Genomic DNA, 15,771 nt, shown 5'->3' on the forward strand with positions numbered 1-15,771 from the left:
GGTAGCTCCACACCTACTCGGGAGGTCCTCACCCTTTCAACATCCCGGACGCGTCACCAACGTCCATGGACAGAACAGCTAGGCCGTCGGGGAAACGTGCGGCAAGGTCACGACTGCGCCGCGACCGGCTCGTAGTCGTATCCGGGCGACGGCGCGAGGTTGAGAAGAGCATCGAGAGCATCCACCGTGTCCGCGCCCCACATCTTCGAGAGCACCCAGGTTCTGCCGTCTCGATGGATGGGGCTCTCGAAGAACCATCGCTCAAGCTGACGGCCGCTTCCGTGGGCCCGAACGAAGGCTTCCTGGTGTGCCTCACCGATGAGGATGCCGTCGACCGGTAGCAGCCGCGGCCATCCGGGGAGCACCTCCGACATCTGGGCGACGTCCACACCGGCCTCGTGCATCGCGCTGATGAGTGCCAGCAGAGCTCTGCGCTTCGGCAACGCCCCCGTCCTCCGGGACGGCGTGATGATCACATACCTTGTCAGGTCCCGGCCGCTGCTCGCTTCAGCGGCTCGTGCGGCGGTCTCCCGGCGGCGCAACTGAACGGTGAGTTCCGCGGCCTCGGGCAGCGGGATGACCTGCTGCACGTCGAGGAGTCTCCTCTCCCCGATCCGGTACGGCGTCAGGCGGATGCAGGTGATGTCCAAGCCGTAGATGTCATTCAGCCAAAGCACGGTCGTGGTGATCTGGGGATCGAAGCCGGCGGAGGCGAGGATGATCCGGACCTGACGATGAATGACGGCGGAGTCGCCTCCGGCCTCGTCCAGCCACTCGGCGAGGCGCTCCCGCGCGCCGTCGGCGTTCTCGGGGTCGGTCTGGGTGAGGTGCCGCTGGTACGTCTCGACGAGCTGCTCGAATGTCATAGCCGAGACCATCGCGGCATACCGGAGCGCTTGGAGCTCCATGTGCCCGCCGTCCTCGGTGCGCTTGAGCTCCACGACCACGAGCCGGCCGCCGCGGTCGACGCAGAGCAGGTCGATTCTTCGGCGCACCTCGAAGTCACCGAACTCCTCACGACCAGCAAGTCCTCCCCGAGCGCGGCGATGTGCTCGCGGAGGGCGCGTTGAAGGTCCGCGCGCTCCAGGATCTGCTCGGCGGCGAAGGTGGAGGACGGCACGGGAACGAGTTCCCCGTCGGCGTTGATCTCGAACAAGCCCATCCGATGAGTCTGTCGAAAGATCGATGGTCGTCAAGGATGTCGAAGAGCTGCGCGGAAGGGCGCGGCTACCTTATCGGTCGCACCCACTAAGCTGCGTCAGCCGTCACTCCGCCAGGTAGAGGGATGCCCTGATGACCGTCGCCCGCACCACCGTGCTCGTCGCTACCGTTGTCACCACGATGTCGGCGCTCGTCGGCTGTGGCGGTGGCGGCGGTGGTCCTGCCGCACCGCAGCCGGCGACTTCAACGGTCACCGCCTCGTCCGCGGCCGCTGCCGCCACTCCGGCGGCGCCGAGCTACAAGATTCTCGACAAGACCGCACTTGCCAAGGCGCTGCTTCCGCTCAAGGAGATGCCGGCCGGCTACAGCGAGGACCCATCAAAAGACGAGGACGGTCCTGACAAGACCTTCTGCAACTACCGCCAGCCGTACACGGCGAAGATCGAGGTCTCCGCTTCGTACCAGAAGGGTGGCGGCCTGAAGACCGAAGTTGCGGTGATCGCCCTACGGCAGTACGCCACCGCCGACCAGGCAAAGGCTTCGTTCGCCAAGATGGCCGAGACGCTGGAAACCTGCAAGAAGGACTCCTCGGAGGGCCAGAAGCTCACCTACGCGCTGATGAACCTGCCGAAGACGGGCGATGACAGCCTCGGGGTACGCATCGAGACGCAGAGTGCGACTGTCCTGCAGGGATTTGCCGTCGTGGGGCCGACGCTCATCTCGACAGGTGCCGGCGGCCTCATGAGTGCCGACGCCGATGTCGTAGCTGACCTGCTCGACAAGCAGGTGGACCGATACATGGCCGCAGCCGCCCGCTAGCCTTTCCGGCGACCTTATCGGGACCAGCATACGTAGGTGTGGGCGGGTGACCTCGAGCCCCCAGTTGTTCCCGGCCTCCCGGATAGCGGCCTCCCATTGTTCGGAGTGGGTCTGTTGGGCCGAGCCCCACTTGCCGAGCGGGTCGGCCTCGGAGTGAAGCAGATGCGTTCCTGGGCCTGGTCAGCCCGCTCGCGGGCACGCTGCTTCGACACGGTAAGACCCACCGCGGCCGCCCCCGCAACGACGAGGCTCGCGAGGAAGGCCGACCAGTACGGATGCCGCGCCACGAAATCGACGACCATCCCGAGCACCACGACGACGGCGACGGCACAGAGCACCAGACCCCAGCCGTTGGCCGACCTGCCGCCACGGACACGCGGCGGACCGCGGATCTCCGCCGAACACTCCCGGGGTGCCGCCTACGGTAGTGCGCCGTCCTCGGGCGCGCGCCGTCCGGTTAGGCAGCGACTGCAGGAAACACTACGAGCGATCCGTCGCTGCTTCGTTCGATCTCAATCGCAACGTCAGCTTGGTGGACTCCCACGTTGAGGCCATCGCCCAAGGCGCGAAGGCGATATGCGGCTTCGAGTAGATCGTCGACCTCGCCCTGCGTGAACATGATGCTGAGGAAACCGCCGGGACGCTTCAACTCGAGAGTCGACAGGCGGAGCAGGACCGAGTTGATGCCTGATTCCAACTCGTCGACGCGACGCTCGTCGTCCTGCAATGTCCCGATGAAGCTCCTGAACGGATTGTTGGTTCCCTCCCGTTGAGCGTGTTCAACCGCTTGGAGCACGAGCACTCGGCGTTTGAGAGCAATGGCGAGTCGCGCAAACTCCACGTGCGCCCGGAAGGCGCCGCCATCCTCATTGATGCCGGGGAACGGCTTCGTCAACGCAGCAACTTCAACCGGGCCGTCGGGCAGCGCAGCTAGCGCATTTTGCCATTTTGTGAGCCGACGCTTGGCTCCTTCGATCGCCGTGTTGATCGCGTACGACGAGGAATCCAGTCCTAACGACAGGCCGATTCTGCCTTGGTCGAGGAGAACCGACGTCGCCTTGTCGATCGCGTCACGACAACCGTCCAACGCGTTGCGTTCGCTCTCGAGGTTGTCTTCCTGCAACTGCTCCAGGAGGTCGGTGATGCGCTCGATCGCTTCCTGGCGTTGGCGATCAGCGTAGGCGCTGACGCCAACCGCGACGGCCATCAGCACAAGTGGCGCGGCCACGGTCAACGCTCCGGCGCTGGCCGCGGCCACACCAGCTGTGGTGGCCGAGCCGGTTGCCGCACCCGCCACAGCGGCCTTGCCGGCAACGGGCACAAATGTGGCGCTGGCTGCGATGCGGCCGGTGGAGTTGACCAACGCTCCGTGAATACCTCCAGCAACCGCCTTCGCAGACATGGGCGCGACAAGTCCTTTGCCGACCTGCGCGGCGACCTTCGCCGGTACCACCATTCGGTAGAGAATGTCACCGGTAGCGGCGATGTTCAGCGACGGGGACGCTGACTTCGCTGTCTGCGCAACGAGGTGCGACAACTGCTGAGCGAGCGGACTGGCTGCATGAAGCGCAATCCCACCGTTCCGCTCGCGCTTGGTGGATATCGGATGCGCTTCCAGCGTGGCGATCGGAGAACCCGCAAGGGTTGCCAGGACTGTTCTCAGTTCCGCCAGTCGGGCCGGTGTCATGCCCTCACCGCCCAGCACGTCCGGCACGCTCACGGGCTCCGTAGCGAGTGTCCATACTGGCACGGGCACCTTGCTATCAATGGTCACGTATTGTCCTCTCCCAAACCGACGTCCACCTAAACGGTGGTAGCGACACCGGCGTCCGGCTGGCGGCCCTTGGTCAGGGCAGCCGTCCAATCCGGGGTGCCCTGACCCTGTAGCAAGATGACGTGGTTGTCACCGCAGATAGCCGGCCAAGCCGGGTCCGTGCATTTCGATACGACCAGGACGGGCGTCGCAACGATTCCGCGCGCCGCGAGGCGATGGTGGTATTCGAGGACCTGACCGAGGCCCAGCCGGAGCTGCTCGACCTCGTTGTCCCCGACCACGCTCTTAACCTCGGCGATGAACTGCCGCCCGTCGGCGTCCCGCCAGGCCAGATCCACCGGTACGCCGTGCAGCCCCGCCCCGACCTGTACGCCCTCCGCGGCGAGGTGGTCGATCAGCGCCTGGCACAGCCGATCGTGCTCACTCACCCCGGACCGGTAGGCGTCCGCGTCGAACGACCGCTGCGCCGGCAGGTCGCCAGGCACCGCCGACCCTGCGTACTCCCGGTCGAAGCCCCGCTCCCCGCCGGTCTCGTCCGGAGCCGCACCGGCGAGCAGGGTCTCGGCGGCCCGCCAGGCTCGACCGGCGACCTCGGGCCGGTAACGGCTCTCGAACGAGAATGGGCCGGCCGCCACCCAGGCGTTGAGCATCCGGGCGGCGGCGATGACCGGCCGCTGCCGGAGCAACCACAGCGCCGTGTCGATGTCCGGGCAGGTGAGGAAAAGCTTCTCCTCGGCGAGGGTCTTCGTCCGGTCTTCCTGCATGTCGATACCGCGCCGGCCCCACTCCTCCAGGTCCACCGCGCCCGCGTCCATGGCGAGGACGATGGGTGCTCCCGCCACCCGCAGCCACACCTCCTCGCCGGACTCGTACACACCGAGGGTCTCCAGCACTCCGACCGTCAGCCGCAGCAACGGACCATGGCCCTCGTTCACCCGCGACAGCAGCCAGTGTTTGCCGGCGGTCGGTGCCGCCTCGGGCACCGTCATCCGGGCCACCCATCCGGCCAGCGCCCACGCCGCGCGCTGCGGCTCGTCCAGCCCGTCGGCCCAGTCACCGTCGACGCCAGCCGGCGGCGGGTCGAGCGGCGCCGGCTCCGGGTCGGCGAACACCCAGGCCGCGAGGTCGGCCGGCTGGGTGAGCTGCCACAGCCGGGACCGGCGGCCCGCCAGCATCTCGGTCAGCTCTTCGACGTCGTCCGCCGACCACAAGCCGGTTGGCACTGACTCGGTCGTCATGCCTTGGCCTTACGGCCGCGGGTCGCCTTCGCGGGCCGCCACGACGTGAGCGCCTCGTCGGTGAGGTGGAGGCGGTTGGTGGTCTCGGCGAGGAAGCCGGCGTAGATGTCCGCCGGCGAGGCGCCCCACTCCGGGTCGAACTCGCCGTGCCACTGGCGTACCCAGGGCAGGATCTCCCGCAACCCCGCGACCAGCGGCAACAGCCGGTCGGCGGCCCAGCCGTCCTCCTGCTCGCGCGCCACGATCAGCGTCGCGAGGGCCTGGGCCTGCTCGCGGTGGTCCCAGCCCGCCCAACCGACCAGCAACGACGGGTCACCGTCGCGGCTGGCTCCCGGGTACGAGACGAACCGCTCCTTGGGTACGTCGAGCTTGCCCCGGTGCTTCCAGAAGCTGGTCTTGAGGAAGTCCGCCGAGGTGTACTTCGGCGGCACCGGGATCTGCTTGCGGAACTCCCGCTTCGCCGCCTCGTCGGGCAGCGCGTCCTCCTGCCGCTGCAGGTCCCACACCTGCTCCCAGTCGGCCCGCTTGCTCAGGCCGGAGTCCTTGTAGCGCAGCGCGGCCAGGTGCGGCACGTGCTCGTCGGCGACCAGGTCGGCGATCACCTTGCCGAGATCCTGACCGGGCGCGTAGAGGTTGGCGACGGTGAGCACGTCGTCGTCGCGCCGCAGCTCGTCGGCGAGCTGCGCGGTGGTCAGCGGGCGCGGCTGCTCCAGGCCGTCGACGTGGTGGTACCACAGCTCCCGCGCCTCACACCGGTCCAGCAGCCAGTCGCGCAGCGCCTTCGCCTGCATCGCGTCCCAGCCCTCGCTGGCCCAGCGCCGCTTACACTCCGGCCGCTCGATCAACCCGATGTTGCGGTTGCCCTCGATGACCGCGATCCGCCGCTCCACCACCGCCCGGTACTCATCCGACCAGTGCGCCGGCAGCTCCGTGATCGGCGTCGACCCGTGCCGGGCGAACCACTGCGTCTCCGCCTCACCGGCGGCCACCTTGCGGGCGAGCACGATCTCGAACGCCCGCTCCCCCAGCTTCAACTCCGGCACCGAGCCAGCCGGGGCGGTCAACTCCTCGTCCAGCAGCCCGTAGAGCGAGTAGACCTGCCAGTCCAACTCCTCCTGCAGCGCGACCATCCGCGCCCGGACCGAATGCCACTCGTCGCGAGCGGCAGCCAGCCGCTCGCGGGTGGGCACACCGGAGGCCGCGACCGCCGCCGGGGTCACCGCGGCAAGCCGCTGCGCCAAGCCGTCAATCTCCTGGCTCAATTCCGCCGGGTACGCCAAGGGGAGCGGAAACTCCTGCAGTTTGGTACCGGTAAACTCGTAGCAGTTCTTCCAAGCTTCGCTTCCCATGGCTGCATAGCCTGCGTCGACGCGCGCCCCACCGCCTTCTCCCTTGTTGTGGCTGACTTGCTGGAGCCAGAAACAGGCGGTCGAGCTATTGAGCACCCCAAGCAACCGGATGTAGTCATCCTCCTGTGCCCCCTCGTTCAACTTGACGACTGGAGCAGACTGCTTGAATACTCGATTATCGCGGTCGAGAGCAAAGTTGTTTGCGGTTGAGACCACTGGGAAGCTGATAGACAGGCCACCGAAGCGGCGAACGAAGAACATGGAGTAGGCCGTCCACGGCAGTCCTCGCTCTACCTGCGTCTGCCCAAATACCATTCGTCGTGCGAGTACGACTCGGGCCGGCCACAGGAACTTCTCGATGGCGGAGTCGGGTGCTGGCTGCCGCGTCTCCATGTTGTACGGCCACAAGGCAATGTCTTCATGAGTGAAGTTCCAGTCCCGCACGCTTTCTCCACCCAAGAGCGTTCGGTGGTACCGGCCAGGAACCTTTGACCTTACGAGAGGGCCGCGACCAACGCCGAAGGCTTCGTGCTCTCTCGGCACGGCACTCGTCCCCGCTTCGCCAATGTCCGCAAACCTTGGGCCGGGCGACGAGTCCAGCAATGACTTCACGTCACCTGCACCACCGCCGCTCAGGCTCCAAGGATGTGAAGACAGACGCTCACGAGGTAGGTCAGCGACCTCAATCCACTCACTCAATGAGCCCGGGTTCCCGATTTGGGTGGTAATCGCCTGCCAAACTCTTCCCTGGCTGGGAATCTCAGGCGCGCTAGGTTCGCCGCTGATTCCGAGGGCCACTCGAACGGCGCTGGGTCGGCGAGCGCCCCTCGGCCGTCCTACAAGGATCACAGTTGGAGTCCCATGTCCAGGAATGTAAGCGCCGGATGCATCAATTACATGAGTCAGATCGACGTCATTCGCAAGAAAGCCTTCGATCAACTTCCTGCCAAAATTCTGCCGCATGAATGAATTGGCCGTGATCTGCCCTACATAGCCGGCTCCGCAACCATTCCCATCCCGCCGCTTTGCCAGCTGAAAGAACCGCTGCGCAAACGGCACCGAAAGAGTGTAGGCTCCGGCGCAAGCGTTGTACAGCGCCCGGTACATATCGCTGGCTTTGCTATCTGCGACTGCAATGTAAGGCGGGTTTCCGACAACGGAATGATAGCGCCCCTCTTCGAGAAGACCCGGGTGCTCATGAACGTCTTCGGTGGCATAATTGAATTCAGCGAGGTCATCAGAATCGCCGAATAGGTCAAGCTGACGAGCCTTAAGGAGAGAGTCGCCAACGGCCAAGTGCAGCGGGAAGGCGTAGCCGGCCGCGTCGGCGAAGGTCTTGATGTGACATGCGCATAGTGCGGCGACCAGGAGACGGAAGCGGGCGATGGCTACTGCGAAGGGGTTGATGTCGACGCCGTGTACGGCGTCAAGAGCGAGGCGCACACGCTCGTGGAGGTCGCGGTTGGGGGCGTGCTGCTCCCACTGCTGGAGCAGCCGGTGGAAGGCGCCGAGCACAAAGTGACCCGAGCCGCAGGTCGGGTCGATCATCTTCACCACGTCGTGGCCGAACTCGTCGATCGCTGGGGTGAGCGTCAGGTCGAGGATGAACTCCTCGACGAACTCCGGCGTCTGGAGCAGTGCATACGTCTTCTTCGCGTACTCAGAGAGGTCCTGGTAGAGGTCGCCGAGGAAGCGGGTGTCCCACTCCGGGTCGGTGAAGTCGTGGACCAGACCGCCGGTCTCGCCGCGTCGACGCCAGAAGCCGATTAACTCCTTGGCCGCGTCGTGCGACAGGGGGATCTGGTAGAGCGGGTTGTGCCGCTTGTCGAAGAGCGACTTGCCGGCCTGGGTGCTGGCGATGGCGTCGAAGCTCTGCTCCAGCCAGCCACGCAGGGTTTCCTCGGGCCGGTCGCGGAAGAACTGCGCCTCGGCCTCCTCGGCCAGCACCAGCCGGTCCCTCGGCCCTGCCAGGTAGGGGTCGGGCAGCAGGCCGTTGTCCTCGCAGAAGCGTACGAAGACGGTGCCGAGCACCCACGCGACGGCGACCTGGGTCACCCGCTCGTCCCGCCAGGCCGCCCAGGTGGCGGCGGTACGCCCGACCTTGAAGGCGTGGTCGTACTCACCACGCAGGCGGAGGCGCACCTCCTCGACCGACTCGGCCTGCGCCCGCAGGTCCTTTTCGAGGTTCTTGACCTGCTTCTGCAGGTCGGACAAGAGCAGCTTCCGGTCGATCACGCGACGACTCTAGTCGTCCCGCTCGCGTGACGGTGTTACCCGTAAGGACCATTTCGGCCGACGGGTCGCTACCTACGGCTCCCGCATCCAGGTCTTTGGGTCCGTGACGAAGACGCCCTTGCCCTGCTGCCGACGGATCACCCGCAACGCCTCCAGCCGCGCATAGGCCATCTGCACGGTCCCGTGGCTGACACCGTAGCTCTCGCGCAGCTCGGCGATCGAGGGCAGCCTGTCCCCCGGCTTCAACTTGTTGGACCTGACGTCGGCGATCACATCGTCGGCGATGCGCCAGTAATCCGGCACTTCTCGCATGGCACTCCTCGCGTAGCGATCCGATTCGATCACACCGCGACGCGCCTAACAAGCGACGTTGACTCATCTGACATGCCTAGCTATGTTGATTCCGAGCCGTTCCTCGCGTGGCAACGAGTTCGGCTCATCCCCTGGTCGGGGCGGGTCCGTGTGCCCGTCCCGACCCGTCGGACTGCTCTGCCGTCGTACCGCTGATCTGAGCTGCGGCGGCCGAGCGGGCGGTCGCCCGCGGCCCCCGCGCGGACGGCCCGCCCTTCCCACACCCCCTGCCGGGAGCTTCCGCGCTCCCGCCTGCCCGCAGAGAGGATCGTCGTGGCTCAGGTGTATCGAGGTGGCCAGCCCTACCCGGCCGGTCACCCGGGCCGGTTGACGCCGCACGAGGTGCGGACCCGCGAGTTCGCCGCGCGCCGGCGCGGCGTCGACCCCGATGAGGTACGCGAGTTCCAGGCCCGCGTGGCCGACGAGCTGGCCGACCTCGTCGAGGCGGTACGGCAGCTCAGCCAGGAGAACGACCGGATCAAGCGGGCGCTGCGCGACTGGCAGACCCTGCACGCGCGGGAGTGCCGGCCGCCGCAGGATCACCCCCGCAACTCCGGTCACTGGTGACCGTGCGGCCCTCCCCTGGCGACCTGCTCACCATCGACGGCCGGGCCTCGGTGCAGTTCGCCGGGGACCGCGCCCTGACCTTCCGCGTCGTGTCGGTCTCCGGCCAGCCGACGTACCACGGCTGGATCTGGCTGACCGGCTACGTCCTCAACCGGCGCGGCGAGGCGACCGCCAAGCGCGAGGTCTACGTCCAACTCGCCGGACTCCGCCCCGCCACCAGCACCCCGGCCCCGAGACGGTCCCGCGCAGCCCGACCCTATGCTTCGCGGAATGACCAAGGCGACGGCGGAGCAGCTTGCGACCGCTCGGGGTTGCATGCTCGGGCTGATGCTCGGTGACGCGATCGGCGCGACGGGCGGCGCCGTACCGGCCAGCGGAACGCTGCGGGCCACCAGCGCCGGTCAGCTTGCCTGCTTCACCGTCGAAGGCATCATCCGCGGCCACGTTCGAGATGCCCATAAGGGCAACACCCACCCGGCCGGCATGGTCTGGCATGCCTACACGCGCTGGGCCGCGATGCAGGGCATCCCGGGGATCAAGCGGTGGCAGGAGGAGTCCTGGCCGGACGGCTGGCTGGCCCAGGTGCCGGACCTGTCTGTTCGGCGCGGTTCAGCGCCCGCCACCATCGCCGCCCTGCAAAGCCAGGAAATGGGCTTGGTTGACAAACCAGTCGGCACCAGTGTCGGCGCGCACGGGTTGACCCGAAGCCTGCCAGCGGGCCTCTGCGACTGGTGGGGATCACCGCCCGGCCCGTTCGCGGCGGATGTCGCTGCGATCACTCACGCCGCCGAGGCGATGGACGCTGCCGCCATTGGTGCCACGATCGTGGCGCACTGCCGTACCGGGCAACGGGTCGAGGAGGCGGTGCAACGGGCCCAACGCGAGTGCGAGACCTCCTCTGAGCGGCCTGCTCGGCTACCGTTGCTGGCCAAGGCGTTGGCTGCCGCTCGCGCGAAGCCGGCTGAGGCCAATGAGCTGGCCCGGCTCGCCCCCGACGCCCGCGCGGCATCCGCGCTTGCCGGGGCCGTCTACGTGGCGGCCTCCTTCCCCGCGCGCGAGCAGATCCGAGAGGCCCTCCTGTGCGCCGCAGCCGTCCCGCATGGCCGCCACGTCGCGGCCACCACAGGTGCCTTCCTGGGAGCCGCGCACGGCGTGGACGCGCTACCGGTCGACCTGGTCTCCCGACTGGAGCTGGTCTGGGTCGCCGACATTCTCGCGCGAGACCTGGTGACCCAGTTCGTCGACGGCCCGTCCGGCAACGGATACGAACCGCCGACTGACCCGCACTGGTGGGACCGGTACCCGGGCTGGTAGCCCATCCGCGCTTATGGTCGCCGTGCCACCTTGACTGCCCGCTCGTAATGCCGATCGAGGTACATCATCTCGATCTGATCAGCCGGTGCGCGGTTCTGATGGTCGGTGCGACCGTCTCGTACAGGTACGGCGCGCTGGTCACCCGACCCCAGTGGGCGGTCAACCTCATGGCGGACGGATGAGTGAACGCGGCGACGAGCGTGTCAACGCCGGCGATCCGCGCCTGCTCCAGGTGCGGTGCGAGCTGACGACGGCGGCTCACGAGCGGGGTGAGCGCCTTGTGGACCTCGACGCCCTGAACGATGCACAGGGTGGGCTGAAGGATCTTGATTGTGGCCGCCATGTGCGGGGCGCAGTTCTGGCTCATCGTCGGGTTGCCCAGCGACTTGCTGGTGCCGCTGACCACCGCGGAACACAACCGCATGTTGGCCATGGCGTAGGCATCGAAGAGGTGCACCGGGGAGCGGGCGCCGTCGAGGTGGATATGCTCACCATCCCGGTCGGCCCCGGGATCACGGCCGACCGCGAGTCGCAAGGCGCTGGTGACACCGCGCATGTGCGGGTTCCGGGCGGTGAACACCAGACTCGCCGACTGCATCACCTCGGCGTGGCGCTCCTTCAGCGTGACGCCCTCCCGTGCCCGTCCGGTCTCCATCGCGATGACCAGGGTGCGCGCCGGCACCCCGTCCAGCACCAGGTCGTAGTGGTGGCCGACGTGCGACAACTGGCCGGCGGCGAAGGCCGCCTCCGGTCGTGGCGCCCTACCTCGGCCGCCCAGCACGGTCTGTCGGCAGCTGCCGAGCCTCCGGCAGACGCATGTCCCGGACGGCGACAAGACATGCTCGCCCATGTACTGACCGAGTTCGTCGATACGTCTGGCGGTCGCGACGGTGTCGCTGGCGAGGGTCATGGTGACGGCTGGCCGGCCGAGGTCGGAATGAAGGCCGGATTGCTGGACGCGCCCGCCCTGGGACGGGGTGGGGTTTCGTTAGGGACATCACTCGCCCCTCGGACGAGCGCACCGCGGAGGAAGGCGGTCTCCTTGGCGCTCGGCGGCCCGGCGTACCCGGGCTGCCAAACAACGACCAGCCGTTGACCGGAGGGGAGCGCATGGGTCCGCACCTTCCGGCCCGCAGCCGAGGAGCTGTATCCCGGGCCGCCTGCGTCGAAGGCGCCTGTCTCGGTCAGCCTGAGCGCCTCGGCGAGAACATGCCAGGATTTGCCGAACGCGAAGACGTCGCGCACCGGCAGCTCAGCGATCGGCTGCCAGACGAACTGCTCGATGGCCTCCCGCGGTGGCTCAAAACGGCCCCTGAAAGACTTGGAATGCCAGGGGTAGCTCTCAAAGATCAGCAGATCCGTGTGGTCGGCGTTCGGGTCCTGGAGCCAGTTGCGGGTGAACCGCACCCGCGCCTGGTAGTAGCGGTTGATGCCCATCTCGTCTTCCCAGGGCGACCTGTTGTAGGGGCCGGTCGTCGCCCAGTTGCTGTAGGAGCCGTGCTTCTTGATCTCCTTCGCGAAGATGCCGCCCCTTGACTGAAACTGGCAGCGATACTCCCCCGGGTTCAGCCCGAGCACTACCACCCGGGGCGTGTGCTTCAAGCAGAGGAGATCGCCGTGGTACGGCTCCGGGAAGCCATCGAGGGTCGGCTTCCCCGGCCCGATGCCCTTGTAGGACTCGAACCACTGCGGAAGCGGCGACGGCATTGGATCATCGCCGCTCAGCCACGCCGCGATGTGGGTATCCCAGAAGGCCGCAACACGCTCCCGCGCCGATGTCGTCATGCCGGAAGGCTATCGGTGGATCTGGGCGAAGGCAGGTGCGCAGCGCCAAGACTTCAGCGAGTGTCGAGGGGACGGCCCTAAACTCCGCGTCGTGGCCTGCTGCCAGCACCTTCGGTGTCCTTCCATTGGTGGCGACCGCGAACTACCGTGCCTGCACAACGGTTCTTGTGGGGGCGAGCGATGGAGATCATCGGTAACCGAGCAATTGAGACAGCTGCGATCGACTACGTGATCATGAGAGAGCGTCAAGCCGGACGGACGGCATGCGACGTGAGGGGAACCGGAGCTGCAGGTGACGTGGCGAGTCCACCTCTGATGATCGAGGTGAAGGCTTACGGAAAGTCAGCCAGGGGCACTGATCTGTGGCTCGAAGTCCGCCAGGTCGAGGAGGCCCTTCAGAACCCCGACTTCTGGATCTACGTGGTGGAGAACGTCCGTCAAGGCGATCCCAGCCAGTTCACTCTCAAGATGCTCGGGGGCGAACGCCTCCAGAAACTGCTAGGACGGGCGAAGGAACAGCGGTACTACACGCTCCCGTGGCCCGTTGCTGACTACGACGCACCCGCCTGAATCCTGGACCTGCAACCTGACGTACTCGCCACGAACGGCGCCAGCGATTCAGCCTACGAGTTACGCCGTGACGGCGCGTTGATGGGCCTTGACGACCCAGGCGTCCGGTAGGGCGATTTACTCGCTGTCACCCACACGTACGTCCGCACCTCCAGCTTCTGCAGCGTCCCCGGGTCCGCCATCGGACGGAGCAGCCACACGTCCCCGGCCCCGCCGCATGCCGCGTCGGCCGGCTCGTAGAGCCGGTCCTCGCGGAGAGGCTCTGCTGTTCGCCGCTCCGCCGGGGTAGGCGGCTATGCCGCAGAGGTAGCGGACAACGTTCCTTGGCATCTCGCACGGCTTGACGCGCTCCCGGTTGATCTGGTCTCCCGACTGGAGTTGACCTGTGTCGCCGACAGCCTCGCCCGCAACCTAATCACTAAACCCATCGATGTCTCGGCCTGCACTTGCTGCACCCGCCGACCACCCCTCCTGGTCAACTCGTTATCCCTAGTGACAGTCCGGCAAGAGTCCGCGCCAGCAATGCACGCCGTCCTGATAGGACCGGCCTTGTCGGGGCAAGATCACGCTCCTGGCGCGTCGGCCCTATGCTCACCCGTGCCCCGACGGCGCGTGAAGGAGCCAGCCCGAATGACCGAGCAAGAGCCGGAAGCCTGCATCTGCGATAACTGCCGCCACGTCGCGGTGATGCATGGAGGGACGTGGCGACACCCGGATCGGGTCATTGAGAAGTTCGTCGGGTCCGTTTGTGCGGCGCCGGTGCCGGGACGGCCCGCGAAGCCAGGTGAGGTCAAGTTTGGCCGAGGCAGGGACGTCAGCAGGGACTCATACTCACACCAGGCCACTGTCGAGGACTTCCTGACGGAGCCAGGGGCACCTGTGGTCCTCGCAACCGATGGTTCGTATAAGAAGCTCGACGGACATATCCGAAACCGTCCGATCTGCTGGGGTTACGTGGCCGACAGCGGACACTACGGTCTTGGTGCAAGCAGTATTCCTCCCCGGATCGTCGGCCAGCAGGTCCTGCAGACCGAACTGCGCGCGATCTGGCGGGCGCTACTTCGGCTGATCCCGGAGCATCCGGTCCGTATCCTGACCGACTCTCTCGACGCTCTGGAACTGATCGAACTCTGGCGCGACGGCAGTGAACGGATGCCACCTGGGTACACGCTGGACCGGGCCAGCGAGCGAACGGCGACCATTCTGCAGTTGGCACGCCTTGTAGCGGCGAACACCGACCGAGTCAGCGTGCAGAAGGTGCAAGCCCACACCGGCCATCCCCTCAACGAGGGAGCCGACGCGCTCGCCAAGATCGCTCGCCTCTGGGCCACAGGGAGGATTTCCACGCAGACGGCTCACTCCGATGCCCGCACCATCGCCCGCAGCACGGTGACCCGCCACATTACTGAGCCTCGCCGATGACCAAGAAACGTTAGGGCCCGCTGGTCGAGTCCACCAAACGGCACGCTGGTGGAGCGGGTGGATGGCTGACAGAATCGCTAGAACCGCCAGTCGTTGAGGGCGATAGCGTCGGTCCAGTTGGTCTCCATCAGCGTGCCGTCACGGAAGGGCTCAGCTACGCGCTGGGCCTCGTCGCCCTCCTCCAGCATTACGGTTACTGATTCGTAGAGGCCCTGGAACTCTCCTTCCCGAGCTCGCTGCAGCCGTTCGGCTACATCCCGACGCAGGCCGACACGCAGATTGAGCAGGTCTAGTCTGGACGTGATGTAGCGCTGGTCCTGATCGTCGTCGAGCACGCCCGCCGAGACGGCAGCAAGGAACGGTTCGTAGTAGGCCAGCGTGTACCTGTCCAGCTCGAGGCTAAGGTCAACCGCCTCGATCTCCTCTTCATCCGGATCAATCGCATCGATCGACAACTCGTACGCCTGCGGTGGGAAGGAGGCGACACAACCCAGGGCAAGCCACGGACGTTCACCAGCGATCGACTTGACCGAACGCTTTTGTGCAACCAGGGTACGGGGCAGGGCGGGTTCCATGGCGTTCGATCTTCCCTTAGCCTCAGCGACCACCCATCCTTGAGCGCACCTGCCGATGAGATCGGCTCTCTTTCTGGTGGCGCCGAACGTCACGCCGTACCTACTGGCATACCTGTCGACGTGCAGCAGGAATCTCACCCCGAGCTTCTTCCGGCAGAAGATGCCCGTCATCGCCTGCCCGAGGGCGTACGAAAGCGACACCTTCTCCGAGCGATCCAGATCCCAAGCCAATGCAGACTTGACTAGTCCACCGCCGTCAGACCGCCGGATGTAGCCAGGGATGAGCGAAACCCGGTGAATGAACTCCCATACGGAGGCCAAGCCGTGGGAAACCTGATCGCCAGGTGCCCGCCCTGTGGTGAAGAGGGCGTGCGCAAGGTCGTCGGTCGTGAACTCGAGTACCCCGCTGCGCGAGACCAATGTGGGAAACCGCGCCGTACGGCAACGCGCACTGAATCGATCCTTGGGCTGAACCATCATGCGGACTCCCCCGATCCGTCTGCAGAGTGCGCCCTGCGCGTCTCCTGTCAGATCGGAAGAGCACACCAGCCACAGTGATCAACGCCAATCGACCGATCAGTCACTGACCCGTGGCAAGAGAACAAGAATCG

General features: G+C 66.4%; 13 protein-coding genes. 5 read left to right on the top strand and 8 right to left on the bottom strand.

The features are described 5' to 3' along the window. Positions 1–107: 107 nt before the first annotated feature. A complete protein-coding gene (locus AC5L3Z_RS18860; protein WP_494843740.1) occupies positions 108–995 on the bottom strand; it encodes a hypothetical protein in 888 nt (295 codons plus the stop codon). A gap of 298 nt (positions 996–1,293) precedes the next feature. On the opposite strand from AC5L3Z_RS18860, the gene AC5L3Z_RS18865 reads away from it, so the two are divergent. After that, complete coding sequence (locus AC5L3Z_RS18865) at positions 1,294–1,980, top strand: hypothetical protein (protein ID WP_494843741.1); 687 nt, start codon at positions 1,294–1,296, stop codon at positions 1,978–1,980. 457 nt (positions 1,981–2,437) lie between these two features. On the opposite strand, the gene AC5L3Z_RS18870 is transcribed toward AC5L3Z_RS18865, so the two are convergent. From AC5L3Z_RS18870 to AC5L3Z_RS18885, 4 genes are all read right to left on the bottom strand, one after another. After that, on the bottom strand, positions 2,438–3,694 hold the full coding sequence (locus AC5L3Z_RS18870) for a hypothetical protein (RefSeq protein WP_494843742.1): 1,257 nt from the start codon (positions 3,692–3,694) through the stop codon (positions 2,438–2,440). Between the two features lie 89 nt (positions 3,695–3,783). Continuing rightward, positions 3,784–4,992 carry a hypothetical protein gene (locus AC5L3Z_RS18875; protein ID WP_494843744.1) on the bottom strand — a complete coding sequence of 403 codons (1,209 nt, stop codon included), beginning with the start codon at positions 4,990–4,992 and terminating at the stop codon, positions 3,784–3,786. Beyond that, positions 4,989–8,576 carry a BREX-2 system adenine-specific DNA-methyltransferase PglX gene (gene pglX / locus AC5L3Z_RS18880; protein ID WP_494843745.1) on the bottom strand — a complete coding sequence of 1,196 codons (3,588 nt, stop codon included), beginning with the start codon at positions 8,574–8,576 and terminating at the stop codon, positions 4,989–4,991. Before pglX ends, AC5L3Z_RS18875 begins: the two co-directional genes overlap by 4 nt. A gap of 72 nt (positions 8,577–8,648) precedes the next feature. Then, positions 8,649–8,888 carry a winged helix-turn-helix domain-containing protein gene (locus AC5L3Z_RS18885; RefSeq protein WP_494843746.1) on the bottom strand — a complete coding sequence of 80 codons (240 nt, stop codon included), beginning with the start codon at positions 8,886–8,888 and terminating at the stop codon, positions 8,649–8,651. A gap of 312 nt (positions 8,889–9,200) precedes the next feature. Between AC5L3Z_RS18885 and AC5L3Z_RS18890 the strand changes: the two genes are divergently transcribed. Further along, positions 9,201–9,494 carry a DivIVA domain-containing protein gene (locus tag AC5L3Z_RS18890; RefSeq protein WP_494843748.1) on the top strand — a complete coding sequence of 98 codons (294 nt, stop codon included), beginning with the start codon at positions 9,201–9,203 and terminating at the stop codon, positions 9,492–9,494. Positions 9,495–9,764: 270 nt separating this feature from the next. Continuing rightward, a complete protein-coding gene (locus AC5L3Z_RS18895; protein ID WP_494843750.1) occupies positions 9,765–10,808 on the top strand; it encodes an ADP-ribosylglycohydrolase family protein in 1,044 nt (347 codons plus the stop codon). A 64-nt stretch (positions 10,809–10,872) separates the two neighbouring features. Here the strand turns inward: AC5L3Z_RS18895 and AC5L3Z_RS18900 are convergent, their stop codons facing one another. Both AC5L3Z_RS18900 and brig1 read right to left on the bottom strand, forming a co-directional pair. Next, positions 10,873–11,718: a hypothetical protein gene (locus AC5L3Z_RS18900; RefSeq protein WP_494843752.1), complete on the bottom strand. Its 846-nt coding sequence runs from the start codon at positions 11,716–11,718 to the stop codon at positions 10,873–10,875. Continuing rightward, positions 11,715–12,593 carry an anti-phage DNA glycosylase Brig1 gene (gene brig1, locus AC5L3Z_RS18905; RefSeq protein WP_494843754.1) on the bottom strand — a complete coding sequence of 293 codons (879 nt, stop codon included), beginning with the start codon at positions 12,591–12,593 and terminating at the stop codon, positions 11,715–11,717. The genes AC5L3Z_RS18900 and brig1 overlap by 4 nt, the downstream gene beginning before the upstream one ends. A gap of 180 nt (positions 12,594–12,773) precedes the next feature. Between brig1 and AC5L3Z_RS18910 the strand changes: the two genes are divergently transcribed. Together AC5L3Z_RS18910 and AC5L3Z_RS18915 are read left to right on the top strand one after the other, a co-directional pair. Further along, the gene (locus AC5L3Z_RS18910) at positions 12,774–13,163 is read left to right on the top strand and encodes a protein NO VEIN domain-containing protein (protein WP_494843756.1); all 390 of its coding nucleotides are present in this window, start codon (positions 12,774–12,776) and stop codon (positions 13,161–13,163) included. A 630-nt stretch (positions 13,164–13,793) separates the two neighbouring features. After that, positions 13,794–14,585 carry an RNase H family protein gene (locus tag AC5L3Z_RS18915; protein WP_494843758.1) on the top strand — a complete coding sequence of 264 codons (792 nt, stop codon included), beginning with the start codon at positions 13,794–13,796 and terminating at the stop codon, positions 14,583–14,585. A gap of 77 nt (positions 14,586–14,662) precedes the next feature. Here AC5L3Z_RS18915 and AC5L3Z_RS18920 read toward each other — a convergent pair whose 3' ends face one another. Next, entirely contained in the window at positions 14,663–15,640 is a 978-nt protein-coding gene (locus AC5L3Z_RS18920) for a hypothetical protein (protein ID WP_494843760.1), read from the bottom strand. Positions 15,641–15,771 lie beyond the last annotated feature (131 nt).

It is taken from the genome of Micromonospora sp. LZ37, assembly GCF_059359015.1.